This is a genomic window from Gelidibacter japonicus (genome assembly GCF_010725055.1).
In the GTDB taxonomy this organism is placed as follows: domain Bacteria; phylum Bacteroidota; class Bacteroidia; order Flavobacteriales; family Flavobacteriaceae; genus Gelidibacter; species Gelidibacter japonicus.
Genome location: NZ_BJKB01000014.1, coordinates 72,119 through 88,656 on the forward strand (window position 1 = coordinate 72,119; position 16,538 = coordinate 88,656).

Genomic DNA, 16,538 nt, shown 5'->3' on the forward strand with positions numbered 1-16,538 from the left:
TTACCATAATTTTGTGGGATAGACGCCTTGCTCCTTTAGTCTACCAATAGCCGCCTGAACGATTTCCTTGTCTTCCTTATACGTCACACCAAACCATTGGGCATTAGATTTCAATACTTTGACACTTGCCTTTTCTGACCTTAGAATCTCATTGATCACGTATGGAATAAAAAACTCTGCCTTCGGATTATTCTTATTGACCTCTAAAAACGCGTCAAACAATTCTCCACCAAACTCGAAGCATCTCGGTGTAAAGCCCCAAAAATTCATAGATACAATAGTGTCCCCATCAATAGGAATAAATTTGCCGTTGGCGTCCTTGCGCATAAGTTCACCATCAATCTTTTCAATATGTGTACGTTCAGTTACATCTTTTAGATAGCCTTTTTTATCAACTTCACACTCTCCTCTTGCGACATAACCATGATCTGAAACCGTATTTTTGAGCAAATAAGCCATCATGCTAAAATCATAGGAATCTTTATCTGTTTCAGACAAGAATTTGGCCATGGTCATGAATGCTTCCCTTCCATAAAAATCATCAGCGTTAATGATGGCGAAGTTTTCTTGTACGGCATCTTTTGCCATTAACAAGGCATGCCCCGTACCCCAAGGTTTTGTTCTTTTAGGATCAATATATTTTTTTGGAACGCTATCAAATTCTTGAAACACATAATCAACCTCAGCTTTTCCTTTTAATTTTTTACTAAAAATCTCTTTAAACTCCTTCTCAAAACTCTTCCGAATAATAAAAACAAATTTCCCAAATCCTGCTTGAAGAGCATCATAGAGTGAAAAATCAATGATGGTATCCCCTTCAGGAGTAAAAGAATCCATTTGTTTTAAACCGCCATATCTACTTCCCATCCCAGCTGCTAAAATGACCAACGTTGGTTTATTTGTTTCTACCATGACTTTTATTTCAACTTGTAATTAACCTCAAACGATTGAGATTGATTTAAAAATTAGTATAATTTTGAATTGCAATAGAATTTTTCATAAATTGTGCTCGAACACAGTTATGCGAATATACACATCTCTTGTGTACTATACAAATGTGAATGATGAAAAAATATACCATAAAAGATATTGCCCAATTAGCTGGAGTTTCAAAAGGAACTATTGATAGGGTTATCCATAACCGAGGTAACGTGGCAAAAGATGTCGAGGACAAGGTAAAACGGCTGCTTGAAGACATAGATTACCAGCCCAACCTCATCGCGAGAAATTTAAAAAACAATCGGATATATCAAATAGGCGCCTTATTGCCCGATCCAAAAAAGGACGCCTATTGGGAAGTGTGCTCCGATGGGATTCAACAAGCCCTTTCCGAATTCAGTGCTTTTGACATTAGGATGAATACTTTTCTATTTGATCCCACAGATACAAAGTCGTTCACCGCACAACATAAACAGCTTTTAGACTCTGCTCCTGATATTATCTTGATGGTGCCTTTATTTTATAAGGAAGCTAAAAATGTTTTGGAACAGTATAAATCCTTGAACATCCAAGTTTGCACCTTTAACAATCAGATTGAAGCCTCTACTGCAAACTTTATTGGCCAGGACCTGTATCAAAGTGGTCGAGTGGCCGCAAAACTAATGCATAGTATTATCGATAAAGGCGATATGGCCATTATCCATATCGATGAAAAATATAAAAATGCAGTGCACATGCAAGAAAAGGAAAAAGGGTTTAAAAGTTATTACGAAGACCTTAATGGCTTTCATGATGATATTTTAAAGTGTAAGATCAAATACACCGAGACGGAAGATAAACTGCGCGATTTCTTAAAAGACCATCCTAATCTGACCGGTATTTTTGTAACCAATTCCAAAGCTTTCCATGTAGCACGATTGCTAGAGTCTGAAAACAAAAACCATATTAAATTAGTAGGTTATGACCTATTGGAAGAAAACGTCAATTTTCTAAAAAATGGCGTGATCGATTTTCTGATACATCAAAATCCAAGACAACAAGCCTATCTTGGCCTTAAATTTTTAATAGAGTATTTGGTGTTTGAAAAAGAAATTCCCGGAAAACATTTGCTGCCAATAGACATTATTAATTCCGAAAATGTCAAACCGTTTTTGAGACCTTAAAATCCTCAAGTTTTAATATCCCAAAGGCGGATGCCGTATGGAAGTTGGGCGTTTCGGTTTGCGGATCGACCCAGGTGATCCAAGTTGGCTCAAACCGACCATTCTCATGTTGATTGTATTTTGCACGAAAAATTCCTGCTTCAATATGGCCATCATTTCGGATGAGATTGAATCTTTCTAAGGAATCTATTGAAATAGCTATTTCCACACTAAAAGATGTAGAAGTTATGTGAGATTTTATGGCAATGTCCTTTTTTGGCCAATCCCACAGATAGTCAAACTCCCTATTTGGGCGCGCCTTAAAATCCTGAACTCTCGCCAACGGATCTATTTCAAGACAGTAATAAGGATCTAATCGATTATCAGACCTTAGAAACAACTCTACACGATCGGAATTGTCAACACTTTTTTTCGTGCTGTCAGTACGATCAATGTGCAATGAGCTATCAACTACCTTATATGACACGAATAAATTTTTGCCGTCGTGCAAGGCTCTGAATTCAATATTTTCTATTGTTTCAGATTGCCATGGTGAAGAAAAGTCCTTTAATGCGACTGCTTTTTCCCATAGGTGATGATTCGCTTTGCCATTGATTTCCATAAGGTTGGAATCAATCAGGTTAACTTTATATGTTTTCATAATTTAGAGATCAAATAAATTTGGTTACCAAAATCAATAAATGCCACAAATAAATGCATTAAATGACTGTCATCCTAAAAAACAAGCCTTTAATAAAGCTTAATAATGAGCAACACGAACGTCTATTTTTAAAGGAATATAATTATTGTAGGCTAACTATTCTCCATTTTGGACGGACCCGCAAAGAACTTGTAACGGAATCACTTAACTGACAGACCACTTCTAAAAGGTAGGTGAACTATCAGGCTATACCATCACCAAAAAAATATAGACTCGCCACAAGGATAACGGCATCAATTTAATATCAATAACGATATAATTCAATACATTTGTACCCACTTTCAACGACATGTTTTTGGAAGTGATCAAGAATCCCATTTCTTTAGTATTTCATTAATATGGAACAATTTTTTTATGACAATTTCGGTGTAAGTGAGAACACTCTCAACTACGTGATTATTCCGTTACTAATATTTTTGGCAAGGATTGGGGATGTTTCGATTTCTACCATCCGGATCCTTTTTGTGATGAGTGGCAAAAGGAATATAGCTCCTATTTTAGGTTTCTTTGAGGCCTTGATTTGGTTATTGGCCATCGGTCAGATCATTAGCAATATCGATAATGCCTTATCTTATGTTGCCTATGCCAGTGGCTTCGCCGCAGGAACTTTTGTGGGAATGTATATAGAGGAAAAACTTGCCATTGGCCGTGTTGTTTTAAGGTTAATCACCAAAGAGCCTGTTCACGAATTACTAACTTTTTTGAGTGATAATAATTATCGTTATTCCATTTTGGATGCTGAAGGGAAAACCGGGAAAGTCAACGTAGTTTTTTTAGTTTTGAAAAGAGAAAACTTAAAACATTTGACCGAAGCCATCAATAGATATCATCCAAGTGCCTTCTATACTATAGAGGGGGTGAAAATGGTAAATGAAGCCAATACGATCGATGACAGCCCGAGACAAATCGGATTTTGGGGCTTACAATTAAAACGGAAATAACCAGCGGATAAGAGCATTGTTTATTTCTAAGCTGAAAGCGACTTCCAATGAAGCTATTCCTTCTTAGCAAAATCAATTACTTTCAAGTTAAAGAGCTTTTCTTTTAAATCCACTACTTTTTCAGGAAATTTCGAAGCCAAATTCTCCTGTTCATTCGGATCGTTTTTCAGATGAAACAATTGTGGTTCCAATTGAAAGCCAGTTTCAATAATTGGTCCCCATGGTACTAATTCTGGGCCATTAAATGGCTCAATATATTTCCATTCGCCTTCAATATAGGACAATGGTCCCCTAAAGCATTCTTGTACCAGTGAGGTTCTTCCAACGGCATTATCGCCTAAAAAAACATCTAAGGTGTTTTGGCTATCGATGACATCATCATATTTTTTATGTACACCCGCAAGGGCCGCAAATGAACTTAAAAAATCAACCTGACTTACAAGTGCTGTAGAAATTGTTCCCTGACCTTTACCATCTGGCCAACGAATGATCAATGGTATTTTGGTACCGCCATCATAACTGCTATATTTGCCTCCTCGTAAACCTCCAGTAGGTTCATGATCACCCAACAATTCTCTCGCTTGGTCTTGATACCCATCATCTACAACTGGGCCATTATCACTTGAGAAAATGATAATCGTATTATCTAATAAGTTTTGTTCTTTAAGTGATTTGACAATTTCATTTACGGTCCAATCCAATTGCAAAATAACATCACCTCTTGGACCCATACTACTTTTTCCTTGAAACATGCTGTTGGCAACTCTTGGTACGTGAATGTCGTGAGTTGAAAGGAACAGGAAGAAAGGATGATCTTTGCTTGACTCGATAAATTTTTTAGACTTATCAACCAATTCCATTGGAATGGTCTCATCATCCCACAACGCTTCTTTTCCACCTTTCATATAACCGATTCTGCTGATGCCATTTATGATGGTTTGGTCATGTCCATGTGATGGTTTTATGGTCAACAACTCTGGATTCTCCTTGCCTGTAGGCCAGTCACCAATCTTCTGTTTGTAGCTCACGGAAATTGGATCATCAGGATTTAAATTCACAACATGGTGGTTTTGGACAAAAACACATGGCACCCTATCACCAGTTGCGGGAATGATATATGCATAATCAAAACCTATTTCCAAGGGTCCTGGACTAATTTTACCGTTCCAATCTGGCCCATTTTCATCACCCAAGCCCAAATGCCATTTTCCAACGACACCTGTTTTATAGCCGGCAGTTCTTAAAACACCAGGCAAGGTGGTCTTTTCCGTATCGATCAGAAGTGATTCATCACCTTTTGCAACGCCGGTTCCCTTTTTACGCCATGCATAATCTCCTGTTAACAGAGAATATCTTGATGGTGTGCAGGTGGCAGCAGTTGCGTAGGCATTGGTGAATAAAATTCCTTCATCCGCCAATCCGTCTATGGCAGGTGTGGCAATTTCTGTGGCACCATAGGCACTAAGATCTCCATAACCTAAATCGTCTGTATAAATGATAACAATATTCGGGTTCCGGTTTTTTTTAATTATGACCTCGGCATCAGAATTGTTTTCTGAAGTTTTGTCCTTACAACCTGCTACAATAATGGTAAAAAATAAGAAAACTAAAGCATAATGGATGTTAAATGTCATAAAAGTCATTAATAAGGATTATCAAATAATTAATCCGAAAATTTCGTGTTAGAAATTCGTAAACTTACAGTTGCAAAGTTGGTTGTAACTTAAAATTATCAACCAAGATATTACATTTTCGAAAGCTAAAACCTCTGGATTATTAAAAAAATCTATATCGTCAAAATAATTTATAAATGAACCTCAGATTCTAAAGGTATAAAAGAATGCGCTTCATTCATAACCTATTTATGAATGAAGCGCACTGTCATAATACTTAAAAATGTATTTATTCTATTTTTTTATTTGATCAATACTTTTTTATTTGTCACAATTCCTTCTTGAGATTCAACTGTTAAAACATACATGCCTTTAGACAAGTAACTAACATCTATAGGCTTAGAATTCATTTGTCTAAAAACCTCCTTACCGATCACATCTACAAGAGCCACACTTTTAATAGTCACGTTTGCATTTGACTTAATGTTCAATAAACCATTTGAAGGATTAGGATAGACAATCAAAGATTCAGAAAGTTCCTTATCTGAAATTGACAATGGCGATGTTGATCCTGTGTAAGTTAAATCTGACAACCACCAACTGCCATTTCTATTAGTATCATAATCATACGCTCCTCCAGCAGGTCCATTTGCACTACTCTGTCGTCTTATGGCTATGGCGAACTGAGTTCCACAATTTATTGATGATAAATCGACTGACTGTGTAGTCCATTGCTCATCTGCACCCATAGTGGCAGATGCACCAATTGGTGACGCGGTAATCTCTGTCCATATCGCAGCAGTTGGATCACCTCCTGTTGGAAAATCAGTTGTGTACCATATGGTTGTATCATTATCTATGTTAGTGCCTCCGTCTTTTCTATGTTTTGATACCGTAGAGAATGTAAAGAATTTGGAACCTGCATCATACCCACTTAAGTCAATAGAATTAACGACAAACCAAACATCAATATCATAATTGACTGTATCGCTATTTCCGTTTAACTTTGCCGATCTGTTGTTCACAGCGCTTCCAGCAGGATAATTTTGAGCAGGCCTTTCATAACCTAATTCTCCAGCCTCCAAGCCATTGACTGGAATATAAGCATTATTAGTAACAGGTTCTGTCACTGTTGTTTCGGTAACGACATAACCTGAGAAACCAGAATTGTGTAGGTATCTCATATCTTCATAAAAGATTAAGTCTGCTCCAGGCAATCCAGTCAAATTAATAGTTTGTGCTGAGGTTTGAGAGACTCCAGCAACAAAAACCAAAGCAATTAAAATGTTTTGAGTAATTTTTTTCATATTGATTCAAGTTTAAAATTCGAATGTAAATGTAAAACTAAAACCGAGTTTCACAAGTTCATCAAACTCGGTTAAGGCCGCATAATATTGAAAAAATAAGTACTAACCATAGTTCATCGGTAAAGCATCTGTTTCTGTCGCTAAACGCCATAAAAAATCTACTTCTAAGCCATTGAAATTGCAAAATTGATTTAAATTTCGAAGGTCAACATTATCTAAATATTTTTAAATCATAGTTTGAAAGCTTATTTTTTGCCGCCTTATAACCTATCTCAACAATCGCATCGAGGTTTTTCTTATCGAAAGTTCCAAAGCCGTTCAATTCTGAGGGTATAATCATGAGATCACATTCGGCAAATTTAGGTTGATTCTCTAATACGGATTTCACTCTAAACACACGTTCGACCACCTGATGGGAATGCTTCAAATCTTTCATCGCGAGCACGTCAAATCCGTCAACATAAACCCCAATAATATGAGCGCATTTTTTTCTGATTGGCTCCAAGGGAAAGTTGTTAAGTGCTCCCCCATCAATATAATATGAACTTTTTATTTTAACGGGAGCAAAGAGCCCAGGAAAGGCAGCAGATGCCAAAACAGGTTTTATCAATTCTCCTTTCTCAAACACTCTTAGTTTCCCTTTTAAAATATTGGTCGCCGTGATGAACAGTTCCTTTTTTAAAAACGAGAAATTGTCCTCTTCCAAATAGGTTTTAAATTCATCATAAAACTTTTCTGCATCAATGAACCCAGGCTTATTGATTGCGTATTTTCTAATATTAAAGATTTGGATTTCTTTAAAAAAAGTCAAAATGTCTTCCCAGCCATAACCATAGGCATAAAGAGAACCTACAATGGCTCCAGCACTTGATCCTGCAATATGAGTGGGATGAATCTGATGTTCTTCAAGCGCTCGGATGACCCCAATATGGGCAGCCCCCCGCATCCCGCCGCCAGATAAAACTAAACCAATATTCATAAGCTATCTTTAACTATGGAGATTTTTGTCAAATTTAAAGTAAACCACATGGGATAAGACTTGTTGATTGGTTTTTAGCGACTCGGCTGATTTTTATCAACCATCAACAGATTTGAATTGGACTTCTTTAAAACTGATAACAAATCGACAAGTGGCAGCTCAATAGAATAAGATCCTGTATACGACGGACACATGACACAGTCGTCGAAATAAAATTCTATATGATTATCATTGATGACAAAATTATTTTTACTTTCAAAAAAGTCGCTTGCTGATAGTTCCCAACAATCATAATACAACTCTGAATTCTGAATCTTATTAACGATTCTCTCATTTATCAAAATCAATAATTCTTCTTCAGAACCTTGATTGAAAAAATCTTCATATTTCATAAAAACACCCTTGTTCAAATCAAAATTAAAGCAGTCAAAAGAATAACTCGGATGCATGGCACCTGAATAAAAGTTCTCTTTATAAAAAAGGACACTGACCAATTGATCATTAACAATATAAATTTTGTAATCAATAAAGCGATCTTCTCTAAAATTTATGGCCTCAATACTATCACATAATATTTTACTCGCTTCTATATCAGAAATCGCCTTCTTGATATTGACGTAATAATCTGTTATAAATTCGTTGAAATTCCTATTGGATGCATTAAGCGACTCATCGAGTTGTGGATATTTAAAATTGATCGTGTAGTCTGGTTGCTGAATTTCATAGCTTTTGTTGATTATCAACTTTTCAAATTCAGATCTTTGATCCTTTTTCTCAATCAATTCTTTTTGTTTATATTCAATTGAAATTGATTTAGTGACGGCATTTCCATCGCCCTTCATTCTTTGTAGCGAATCTAGCTCTTTAGATATTACTTGTTCAATATCTTCCGTTTCAATAACGCTTTCTTCACGCTTATCGCTTTTACAACTTGTAAACAAAAGAACTACTAAGATTAGGTTTAAATATTTCATGTACGCTTTATTAAATTCGATTTTGTCTCTTAAATTCAGCAATTTCATCGATTTTCACAATGGATAAATCAAATTGCAATTTATACAATGGGAACATCATTCCCGCAAATTAATTAGTTTTTTAATCGGTCTTCAATCAATAAAAACTCATATAAATTGTCAAAATCAATAGCACCAACGAGTTCATCCATTTCTGTGACAGGAAAAAAGGGATGAATTTCATCTTGCATTAATACATAAGCATCCTTAAGTTTTTCTTTGGTCTCCATAGTTTTAAAAGTGGTAGTCATTAAATCCCGGACCCTAAGACTTCTGTTATCTGAATTTCTCATAATATCCTTATGGTATAATAACCCTACTATTTTCTTATCCTTTAAGACAACAAAATTGGTTTCAGATCCTCTAATAATAACTCTGATAATTTCTTCCATCGTATCTTCAGGATCAAAAACCGTGATGTTTTTTAACATGGCATCCTTTACCGTATAACCTTTGAGCAAATCGATATGTTGTACGAATCTATTTTCACTGAAGCTTCCAATCAATAGGAACAATGACAAGAACAACAATATCGGGTTGAACAATAAACCCAACAACAGTAGGGCAATGGCAATAACTTGACTTATCGTGGTTGCAACACGTGTCGCCTTCACACGACTGAGCTTGATATCCAAAACAGCTCTCAAAATCCGACCACCATCCAAGGGAAATGCTGGGATCATATTGAACACTGCTAAAGCCACATTCACGATAAAAAGAAAGAAAAGAAAGGTTCTAACCGAAAAATCATTTAGCGCAGTAAAATATTGCCCAAGGTCATAACTGATATAATCACTCACAGGAATAGCAAAAAACAAGATGATCGCTATAATAATATTCACCAAAGGTCCAGCCAAGGTGATCAAAAATTCTTCTTTAGGCGATTTGGTTGTTTTTTCCACGGTCGAAACCCCTCCAACGGGCAATAGCAGCATCTTCGTCGTTTTTATTCCGAACTTTTTTGCGGTCAATAAATGACCAACTTCGTGCAACAGCACACAGATCATGACCGCGAGGACAAACTGAAGGTTAAATAAAACCCGGTCAACAGATGCACCGCTTAACACCTCACTTAAAACAACCCACACCATTAGCAAGAAAAATGTCCAATGGAGTTGAACTTCCGTTCCGTAGTATTTACCCAACTTAAGATTTGCACTCATAGGTCATTCCTTGATTTATGTGAATTAGTAAATATCAAATTGATAGGCTGAAGATTCATTTGGTTTACTCTACTTTTAGAATTGACCATTTCTTTTGTGGATTCATCACTGCAAAAAGTGTGTTTGAAAGTGCTTTGGAATAAATTACCGGCGGTTTTCTTAATTTCTCTGCAGAGAGCGTAATATGTACAGGTTCTTGAGTCAAATAGGTAATGACTTCACCTTCTAAATTAATCGCGACCTCAAAATAATCATAATTGACAACAGGTTTATTCAAGGCAATATTCTGTGATAGTTCGTTTCTTCGTAACACAAGTACTATAGCGACATTATCTTTAAAATTGGTAGCATTCAAGTACTGAGGTTCAATTACCGTTTTACCTGTATGATCTATGTAGCCATAATAATCAATCCCGTCTTTTTTTTGGGTGATGAGACATCTGCCATTTTGGAAGATAGGGAAACTGCCATCTGCGGTTGTGGAAACCACCAAATCATTTCTAAAGTTAATCGCCACATTCCCTTCAGAATTTATAAAGCCCCATTGATTTCCTTTTTTAACTGCTACCATCCCGTCATTCATTGGCGACACAAAATCTGCATTGTCAATGTTTTGGGAATAAAGAACAGTCGTAAAAAATACCGTTATAAAAATTAAAAAATGTGAACGTTTCATGATCTTATCGTTTTATAGTTAGGTATAAAAATACCCTGAATTAAAACCTTGTAAAATGACATCCATCAGGATAAGAGAAATAATGGATTGGTCTTGAAACAATTTACAACACCAATTGAGTTCGGAAATTACAGGCCCAATTGCCATTGACCTATAACCATATTACATTCTGACTACCTCTACCAATTCGAATTTAAATGACGGCAAGTAATAGCGCATATCATTTGATGGTTAGTTTAATCTTTGGATGAAGTGATATTTATCATATGTCTTCTCCCATTTACTTTTTAACTTTAACTCATTAACCATGAAGGGTACTCATCTTTTTCATAAAATACTATGAACACTAATATCAACATCATTAAATCATCTGGTGAAAAAGTAAAGTTTTCACTGAATAAATTAGGCGCATCTTTGGAAAAATCAGGCGCAGACAAGGAAACGGTAACCGAGATTATCGACAAGGTGAAAGAAGAATTATACGACGGCATTTCAACAAAAGAAATCTACAATAGAGCATTCGCATTATTAAAAAAGAAAGGCGGGCACCTCGCATCAAAATACAAACTTAAAAAAGCCATCTATGAATTGGGACCTACAGGTTATCCATTTGAGCGTTTTATAAGTGCCATCCTAAAATACTCGGGTTATGACACTACTGTTGGCAAAATCATGCAAGGCCAATGTGTCCGCCATGAAATAGATGTCGTCGCCGAGAAAAATGGAATGACAACGCTTATTGAATGCAAGTTCCATACTGAGCAAGGCAGAAACTGCAATGTTAAAGTTCCTTTATATATAGCATCACGATTTAAAGATGTCAAAATGCATTGGGACACAAAACGTCATGAGACAAAATTGGAAGCAGGCTGGGTCGTTACCAACACGCGTTTTACCAAAGACGCCATTCAATACGGAAATTGCATTGGTTTGTATCTATTAAGTTGGGACTACCCTAATAATGATGGGCTAAGAAATCGGATTGACAGATTGGGATTATATCCAATAACCGTTTCAACCTTATTGACCAATCGCGAAAAACAATTTCTGTTAAGCAGAGACGTGGTGTTATGCAGAGACTTGATAGACGATCTTTTTTTCTTGGATCATCTTGGGATTTCGGAAACCCGTAAATCAAAAATTCAGAATGAGATAAAGATGTTATGTAAACAGTAAAGCTATGGACAATCATGTAAAAATAAATTTTTTGGGAGCATCCAGTGTTGTTACGGGTTCGAAGTTTTTAATTGAAACTTCTGAAAAAAACATCCTGATAGATTGTGGAATGTTCCAAGGTTTAAAAGAACTCCGTGAACTTAATTGGACGGATCTTCCAATCGATGTCAGCACCATAGATATCGTATTACTTACCCATGGCCATTTGGATCATGTTGGATATTTACCGCGCTTGGTAAAACAGGGGTTTAATGGAAAGATCATTGGAACTGGGCCTACTTTGGCTATTGCAGAAATCATTTTAATGGACAGTGCTAAAATCCATGAAGAAGAAGCCGCCAAAGCCAATGAAGAAAAATACACGAAACACACCCCTGCACTACCTTTTTATTCAGTGAGCGAGGCAGAAAAAACCATACGTTTATTTCACGTTGAAATGGAAGACAAATGGATTGGTTTATCCGATCATATTTCCTATCGTTTTCAATATAATGGACATATACTTGGTGCGACTTTTATAGAATTGGACATCAATTCCAAACGCTTTGTGTTTTCTGGAGATATTGGACGACAAAACGATTATTTATTGGACGAACCCAAGCGCCCCGAATGGGCAGATTTCCTATTTATCGAAAGTACATACGGAAATAAACTCCATCCGGAAGACGATGTAGAGCAGGTTCTTACGAATATCATACATGAAGCCATTCACAAGAAAGGCAATCTGATCATTCCAAGTTTTGCAGTAGAACGACTCCAAACTTTGATGTATATTCTATGGAAATTATATAAAAAGAATAAAATCCCCAACATTCCCATTTTTGTAGATAGTCCAATGGGAAACAATGTTTTAAATGTGTTTAGACAATTTCCTAAATGGCATAAATTGTCCGATGCCGATTACAACGCTATGTGCAATCATGTAAATATTGTTCAATCTTACAAAGAAACCTGGGAAACCATTGACGACAAACGTTCCAAAATAGTCATTGCCGGAAGCGGTATGGTTACTGGAGGAAGAGTCCTCACCTATCTACAACAACTCATTGATGAGGCTTCGACCACTGTTTTATTGGTAGGCTATCAGGCGGAAGGCACACGCGGCAGACAATTACTTGACGGCGCCCATGAAATCAGGTTTTCCGGAAAATACCATCCGGTAAAGGCCACGATCAAGCATATTGAGAGTTTATCAGCACATGCCGATCAAAATGAATTACTTCATTGGATGGGAGCTATTAAGAACATTCCTGAAAAAGTGTTCCTTATCCATGGTGAACCGGCCGCTTTGGATGCATTTAGAGTAAAAATAACAGATTCCTACAAATGGAATGTGTGCATTCCCAAACTATACGATATAGAAACCATGATGATTTAAAAGTGAAAATAAATACTGAGACTGTTATACATAAAAAGAGCTGCAATCGCAGCTCTTTACTTTTCTTCACGGTTTAGGCTAATTCAAAAATCTAAATATGAAAATCGAATATGTTGGAAGAAAATTCAATTGATTTTCTTAATCAAGAACCATGGGGCTCGACAGACTGGCCGGGCGGACAACCCCACGATGTAAGAATAAGGAATTATCTTTTTGATCGAGACAAGCCACGGGCCATTAAAACCCATTTGTGGGATTAAGCTATTTTACATCAAATACCAAATCGACCTCTTTTGGAGGTAAGCATTGGGTGTCATTGCACACCATAAATTCCACTACGGCATTTACCTTAAACGCTTTCTTATTCTTGATTCGGATGCGCTGTTTAAAATCGGCTTTATTATCAAAATATTTGATGCGCATGCCAAAGATCTTGTCATCAATTTCATGACCAACTCCTTCTGAAGTATTTCCGCGCTTCATATAATCAGAGCTACCTTCAAAAATAAAACTTGTGGGCACTGGACCATCTTTTGGAACATTTTGCGAATATAAATGCCATTGGTCTTGAATGGTAGCTGTGGCCACAAGCTCATATTCCGTATCGGAAATTTTATTCACCGACGTTTTCCATTTCACAGGATCATGGATTTGAGAAAAGGCTTGAACACTAGATAAGATAAGAAACAGATATACTATATTTTTCATAGGCTTGATTTTTGGATTAATGATTGCTTTCTGCCGTCATCTACTGTCATAACGCAAATTTCACCATTAACCCTTAGTTGCAAATGTTAAGAATGTATTAAATATTTAATACACATTTAAATTTATCTGATTTATTAATTAAAAATCGAGCTTGCTGAAAGATCTGTTTAAAATAGCTGCATCATTGACTTCTAACCATTTGTCCAATATTGTGGCATATATGGATCTAAAATCTACAGTATGTTTAACATCTCCATTATTGTCCAAATTTAATAAATTTGGCATCTCATTGTAGAATCCCGGTGCTTTCAGATTTTTCCCAATCAGAAAGACATTATTTGCAGCCCCATGGTCAGTGCCGTTGGCAGCATTTTGTTTTAAACGTCTTCCAAATTCAGAAAAGGTAAGGATCAAAGTATCTTTAAAGGTATTATTCCGTTCTAAATCTTTAACAAAAACGTCAATGGATTTACTGTAGATGTCCAACAATCGGCTTTGTCTATTAATTTGTCCCGCGTGGGTATCAAAACCGCCCATTGAAATATAATAAACTCTACTTTTCAATCCTGAGTTGATAAATTCAGCAGTGGTTTTAAGTTGTTTCCCAAATGGATTGTTAGGATATTCAAAACTACTTTTAAATGTTTTTGAAGTTTCGTAGATGTATTTTGCCGATGACCTCGCCTCTATCATCGTTTGATATAAGTACCCTAAATTATGCTCACTCAAATGCTCTTCACTTTGGTGATCAAGAACTTTTTTAAAATAGGGCGTTTGCATGTTATTATAGAGAATAGCCGGATTTTTTGTGGCGATGCCATTCAAGGTTTTTCCTTTCAAAACTAAGGAAAGACTATCATCCAACTCAATACCCCCATAGGATTTATGGATATTTTCGTCCAAATAACGTCCTAACCAACCTGTATCTAAATATTCATCAGAATTGCTTGCCGTTTGCCAGATATCCGTTGATCTAAAATGTGATCGGTTTGGATTGGGATATCCAACATTGTTAATGATGGATACATAACCTTTATCGAATAAGTTTTTTAAAGGCCTTAGGCTTTCATGAAATCCCAAATGCTCATTAACTTTGATTAGTGCGTCTTTTTTGATGGCGAGTGTTGGCCTGCTGTTATAGTAAATATCATTTGAATAGGGAATAATAGTGTTTAACCCATCATTGCCACCCGCCATTTGTATGATGACCAATTTTTTGAACCCTAAGGAAGTATTGGATACATTCTCAAAAGCGCGCACAAAACTTGGCACGAAAAATAAACTACTTGCAAGAGCACTCTGTTTTACAAAATGACGTCGTTCCATAATCTTATTTTTTAGCACAGTTGATATTCAGGTATTGACATCAATTGGATGCAAAACTCCTTGTTGTTTTTGATTTCCAAATTTGCCAGAAACCGTTCGGTATCCTTATCAATCGGGGAAATTATCAGTATTTCCTTCAGGTTTTGCGGACTCAAATGGCCGTAATTGGTCTCAAATACATTCCAATATTTTGTAACTTTTAGCAAACGTTTTTTATTCGCCTGACGCTTATAATACATTTCGAAATCATCTTCAAACGCTCCTTTTTCATCAACGTTGATAATTTCGTTATTGAGAAGTATTGCAGCCAATTTCATTCGAAACATGAGCGTGTTCGAATCGATCCAATTTCTGTCTTCTTTCCAGCCCGCTACGTTTGGTGGGTATAATAAAACCTGACCCATAATTCGTTGGATATATAACAATTGCAACGGTTTGTCAAAGGTCAAAGGCACTATTTTTTGAATTCCGACAAGTAGCTCGATGGGCGATTTAATCTTTGTGCCTCTATTTTTTGTCTCATAAAACCAGTCGGAACTAAAAATATATTGCATGAGATTTTTAATGTCATAATCCTTATAAAACAACTCGGTCAATGTTTTCAAGTGTGCCTCATCCAATGTGGGATTTACAAAATAGCGATAGATTTTTTCACAAATAAAACGCGCACATTGTTTTTGTTCACAGATGATGTCAATAATGTCATCGCCATCAAAATTTCCTGTTTTACCCATAAAGGTCTTGATACCGTCATCATGCTTGAAAGGTCTTAAAAAGAAATCACCGTTAATCTTAAAGGACCAGCCTGTAAATGCCCTTGCGGATTCTTTGATATCATTTTCAGTATAATTCCCAATTCCCAAGGTGAACAATTCCATTAATTCTCTTGCGAAATTTTCATTGGGACTTGCCTTGACATTCTGTCTATTATTGAGATATTTGCTCATGGAAGCCTCGCGTGCGATGGCTTTAACAAAATTCCTGAAATTTCCCAAAGCATGTTCCCGAAGTGTACTATTATAGCGTTGGATGTACCATATATTATTATCTTGACAAACAAAAACATTGGCCCAAAAAAGAGTCATTTTTTCTGCAAGAACCGCATCTGAAGTGACCATCCGTTCAATCCACCTGTAATTGAGCTCCATGATTTTTTCTCTGCTTTTTTTCTGCAAAGCTTTGAGGTCTATTTCGTCTGGATCAGGTTTCAATCTCCTATTATCCAAATTTAAATAGCTTTCAAATTCTGAAAGATCCAGCTTTAAGGGAGTTGTCTGTTGGGATTTTTCAAAGAGTTGCTTCACCACAAAGGATCGCGATTTGGAAGTGAGCGATCCAAGAGTCTTTGGATCAATACCAAATCCCGCTCTAAAATATAAGTGTTGAATGTGGTCTGTTTCCATGGATTTAGTATTGGATTTGATATTAAGACTCCATAATTTTTATAACGTTTAAA

At 36.2% G+C, this 16,538-nt stretch carries 15 protein-coding genes; 4 read left to right on the forward strand and 11 right to left on the reverse strand.

Annotated elements, in window-relative coordinates; genetic code table 11:
• Entirely contained in the window at positions 1-912 is a 912-nt protein-coding gene (locus G6N06_RS14130) for a nucleotidyltransferase family protein (protein WP_163517437.1), read from the reverse strand.
• A gap of 149 nt (positions 913-1,061) precedes the next feature.
• On the opposite strand from G6N06_RS14130, the gene G6N06_RS14135 reads away from it, so the two are divergent.
• Entirely contained in the window at positions 1,062-2,102 is a 1,041-nt protein-coding gene (locus G6N06_RS14135) for a LacI family DNA-binding transcriptional regulator (protein ID WP_163517438.1), read from the forward strand.
• On the opposite strand, the gene G6N06_RS14140 is transcribed toward G6N06_RS14135, so the two are convergent.
• A complete protein-coding gene (locus G6N06_RS14140) occupies positions 2,080-2,742 on the reverse strand; it encodes a sugar-binding protein (RefSeq protein WP_163517439.1) in 663 nt (220 codons plus the stop codon). The two genes, G6N06_RS14135 and G6N06_RS14140, sit on opposite strands and share 23 nt — an antisense overlap.
• Positions 2,743-3,140: 398 nt before the next feature.
• Between G6N06_RS14140 and G6N06_RS14145 the strand changes: the two genes are divergently transcribed.
• Entirely contained in the window at positions 3,141-3,743 is a 603-nt protein-coding gene (locus G6N06_RS14145; RefSeq protein ID WP_163517440.1) for a DUF2179 domain-containing protein, read from the forward strand.
• 53 nt (positions 3,744-3,796) lie between these two features.
• On the opposite strand, the gene G6N06_RS14150 is transcribed toward G6N06_RS14145, so the two are convergent.
• From G6N06_RS14150 to G6N06_RS14175, 6 genes are all read right to left on the reverse strand, one after another.
• Positions 3,797-5,377, reverse strand: coding sequence for a sulfatase family protein (locus G6N06_RS14150; RefSeq protein WP_163517441.1), 1,581 nt, complete (start codon positions 5,375-5,377; stop codon positions 3,797-3,799).
• Between the two features lie 281 nt (positions 5,378-5,658).
• Complete coding sequence (locus G6N06_RS14155) at positions 5,659-6,663, reverse strand: T9SS type A sorting domain-containing protein (RefSeq protein WP_163517442.1); 1,005 nt, start codon at positions 6,661-6,663, stop codon at positions 5,659-5,661.
• A gap of 211 nt (positions 6,664-6,874) precedes the next feature.
• Positions 6,875-7,642, reverse strand: coding sequence for a patatin-like phospholipase family protein (locus G6N06_RS14160; protein WP_163517443.1), 768 nt, complete (start codon positions 7,640-7,642; stop codon positions 6,875-6,877).
• Between the two features lie 74 nt (positions 7,643-7,716).
• The gene (locus G6N06_RS14165; RefSeq protein WP_163517444.1) at positions 7,717-8,616 is read right to left on the reverse strand and encodes an RsiV family protein; all 900 of its coding nucleotides are present in this window, start codon (positions 8,614-8,616) and stop codon (positions 7,717-7,719) included.
• 113 nt (positions 8,617-8,729) lie between these two features.
• Positions 8,730-9,818 (reverse strand): site-2 protease family protein, encoded by a 1,089-nt coding sequence (locus tag G6N06_RS14170; protein ID WP_163517445.1) that lies wholly within the window; start codon positions 9,816-9,818, stop codon positions 8,730-8,732.
• Positions 9,819-9,882: 64 nt separating this feature from the next.
• Positions 9,883-10,494: a WG repeat-containing protein gene (locus tag G6N06_RS14175; protein WP_163517446.1), complete on the reverse strand. Its 612-nt coding sequence runs from the start codon at positions 10,492-10,494 to the stop codon at positions 9,883-9,885.
• 339 nt (positions 10,495-10,833) lie between these two features.
• Between G6N06_RS14175 and G6N06_RS14180 the strand changes: the two genes are divergently transcribed.
• Both G6N06_RS14180 and G6N06_RS14185 read left to right on the forward strand, forming a co-directional pair.
• Positions 10,834-11,670, forward strand: a complete 837-nt coding sequence (locus G6N06_RS14180; protein WP_163517447.1) for an ATP cone domain-containing protein — start codon at positions 10,834-10,836, stop codon at positions 11,668-11,670.
• Positions 11,671-11,674: 4 nt separating this feature from the next.
• Positions 11,675-13,048 carry an MBL fold metallo-hydrolase RNA specificity domain-containing protein gene (locus tag G6N06_RS14185; RefSeq protein ID WP_163517448.1) on the forward strand — a complete coding sequence of 458 codons (1,374 nt, stop codon included), beginning with the start codon at positions 11,675-11,677 and terminating at the stop codon, positions 13,046-13,048.
• A 261-nt stretch (positions 13,049-13,309) separates the two neighbouring features.
• Here G6N06_RS14185 and G6N06_RS14190 read toward each other — a convergent pair whose 3' ends face one another.
• The 3 genes from G6N06_RS14190 to G6N06_RS14200 all read right to left on the reverse strand — a co-directional run bounded on the left by G6N06_RS14190 (position 13,310) and on the right by G6N06_RS14200 (position 16,485).
• Entirely contained in the window at positions 13,310-13,756 is a 447-nt protein-coding gene (locus G6N06_RS14190) for a protein-disulfide reductase DsbD domain-containing protein (RefSeq protein ID WP_163517449.1), read from the reverse strand.
• A 138-nt stretch (positions 13,757-13,894) separates the two neighbouring features.
• On the reverse strand, positions 13,895-15,082 hold the full coding sequence (locus tag G6N06_RS14195; protein ID WP_163517450.1) for a DUF1501 domain-containing protein: 1,188 nt from the start codon (positions 15,080-15,082) through the stop codon (positions 13,895-13,897).
• A gap of 11 nt (positions 15,083-15,093) precedes the next feature.
• Positions 15,094-16,485, reverse strand: a complete 1,392-nt coding sequence (locus G6N06_RS14200; protein ID WP_163517451.1) for a DUF1800 domain-containing protein — start codon at positions 16,483-16,485, stop codon at positions 15,094-15,096.
• Positions 16,486-16,538: the final 53 nt, after the last annotated feature.

Bases quoted from the DNA above. Each gene is read 5' to 3' on its own strand.
- G6N06_RS14150 (WP_163517441.1), bottom strand. From the start codon at position 5,377: ATGACATTTAACATCCATTATGCTTTAGTTTTCTTATTTTTTACCATT.
- G6N06_RS14160 (WP_163517443.1), bottom strand. From the start codon at position 7,642: ATGAATATTGGTTTAGTTTTATCTGGCGGCGGGATGCGGGGGGCTGCC.
- G6N06_RS14180 (WP_163517447.1), top strand. From the start codon at position 10,834: ATGAACACTAATATCAACATCATTAAATCATCTGGTGAAAAAGTAAAG.
- G6N06_RS14185 (WP_163517448.1), top strand. From the start codon at position 11,675: ATGGACAATCATGTAAAAATAAATTTTTTGGGAGCATCCAGTGTTGTT.
- G6N06_RS14190 (WP_163517449.1), bottom strand. From the start codon at position 13,756: ATGAAAAATATAGTATATCTGTTTCTTATCTTATCTAGTGTTCAAGCC.
- G6N06_RS14135 (WP_163517438.1), top strand. From the start codon at position 1,062: ATGATGAAAAAATATACCATAAAAGATATTGCCCAATTAGCTGGAGTT.
- G6N06_RS14130 (WP_163517437.1), bottom strand. From the start codon at position 912: ATGGTAGAAACAAATAAACCAACGTTGGTCATTTTAGCAGCTGGGATG.
- G6N06_RS14165 (WP_163517444.1), bottom strand. From the start codon at position 8,616: ATGAAATATTTAAACCTAATCTTAGTAGTTCTTTTGTTTACAAGTTGT.
- G6N06_RS14175 (WP_163517446.1), bottom strand. From the start codon at position 10,494: ATGAAACGTTCACATTTTTTAATTTTTATAACGGTATTTTTTACGACT.
- G6N06_RS14155 (WP_163517442.1), bottom strand. From the start codon at position 6,663: ATGAAAAAAATTACTCAAAACATTTTAATTGCTTTGGTTTTTGTTGCT.
- G6N06_RS14140 (WP_163517439.1), bottom strand. From the start codon at position 2,742: ATGAAAACATATAAAGTTAACCTGATTGATTCCAACCTTATGGAAATC.
- G6N06_RS14170 (WP_163517445.1), bottom strand. From the start codon at position 9,818: ATGAGTGCAAATCTTAAGTTGGGTAAATACTACGGAACGGAAGTTCAA.
- G6N06_RS14200 (WP_163517451.1), bottom strand. From the start codon at position 16,485: ATGGAAACAGACCACATTCAACACTTATATTTTAGAGCGGGATTTGGT.
- G6N06_RS14195 (WP_163517450.1), bottom strand. From the start codon at position 15,082: ATGGAACGACGTCATTTTGTAAAACAGAGTGCTCTTGCAAGTAGTTTA.
- G6N06_RS14145 (WP_163517440.1), top strand. From the start codon at position 3,141: ATGGAACAATTTTTTTATGACAATTTCGGTGTAAGTGAGAACACTCTC.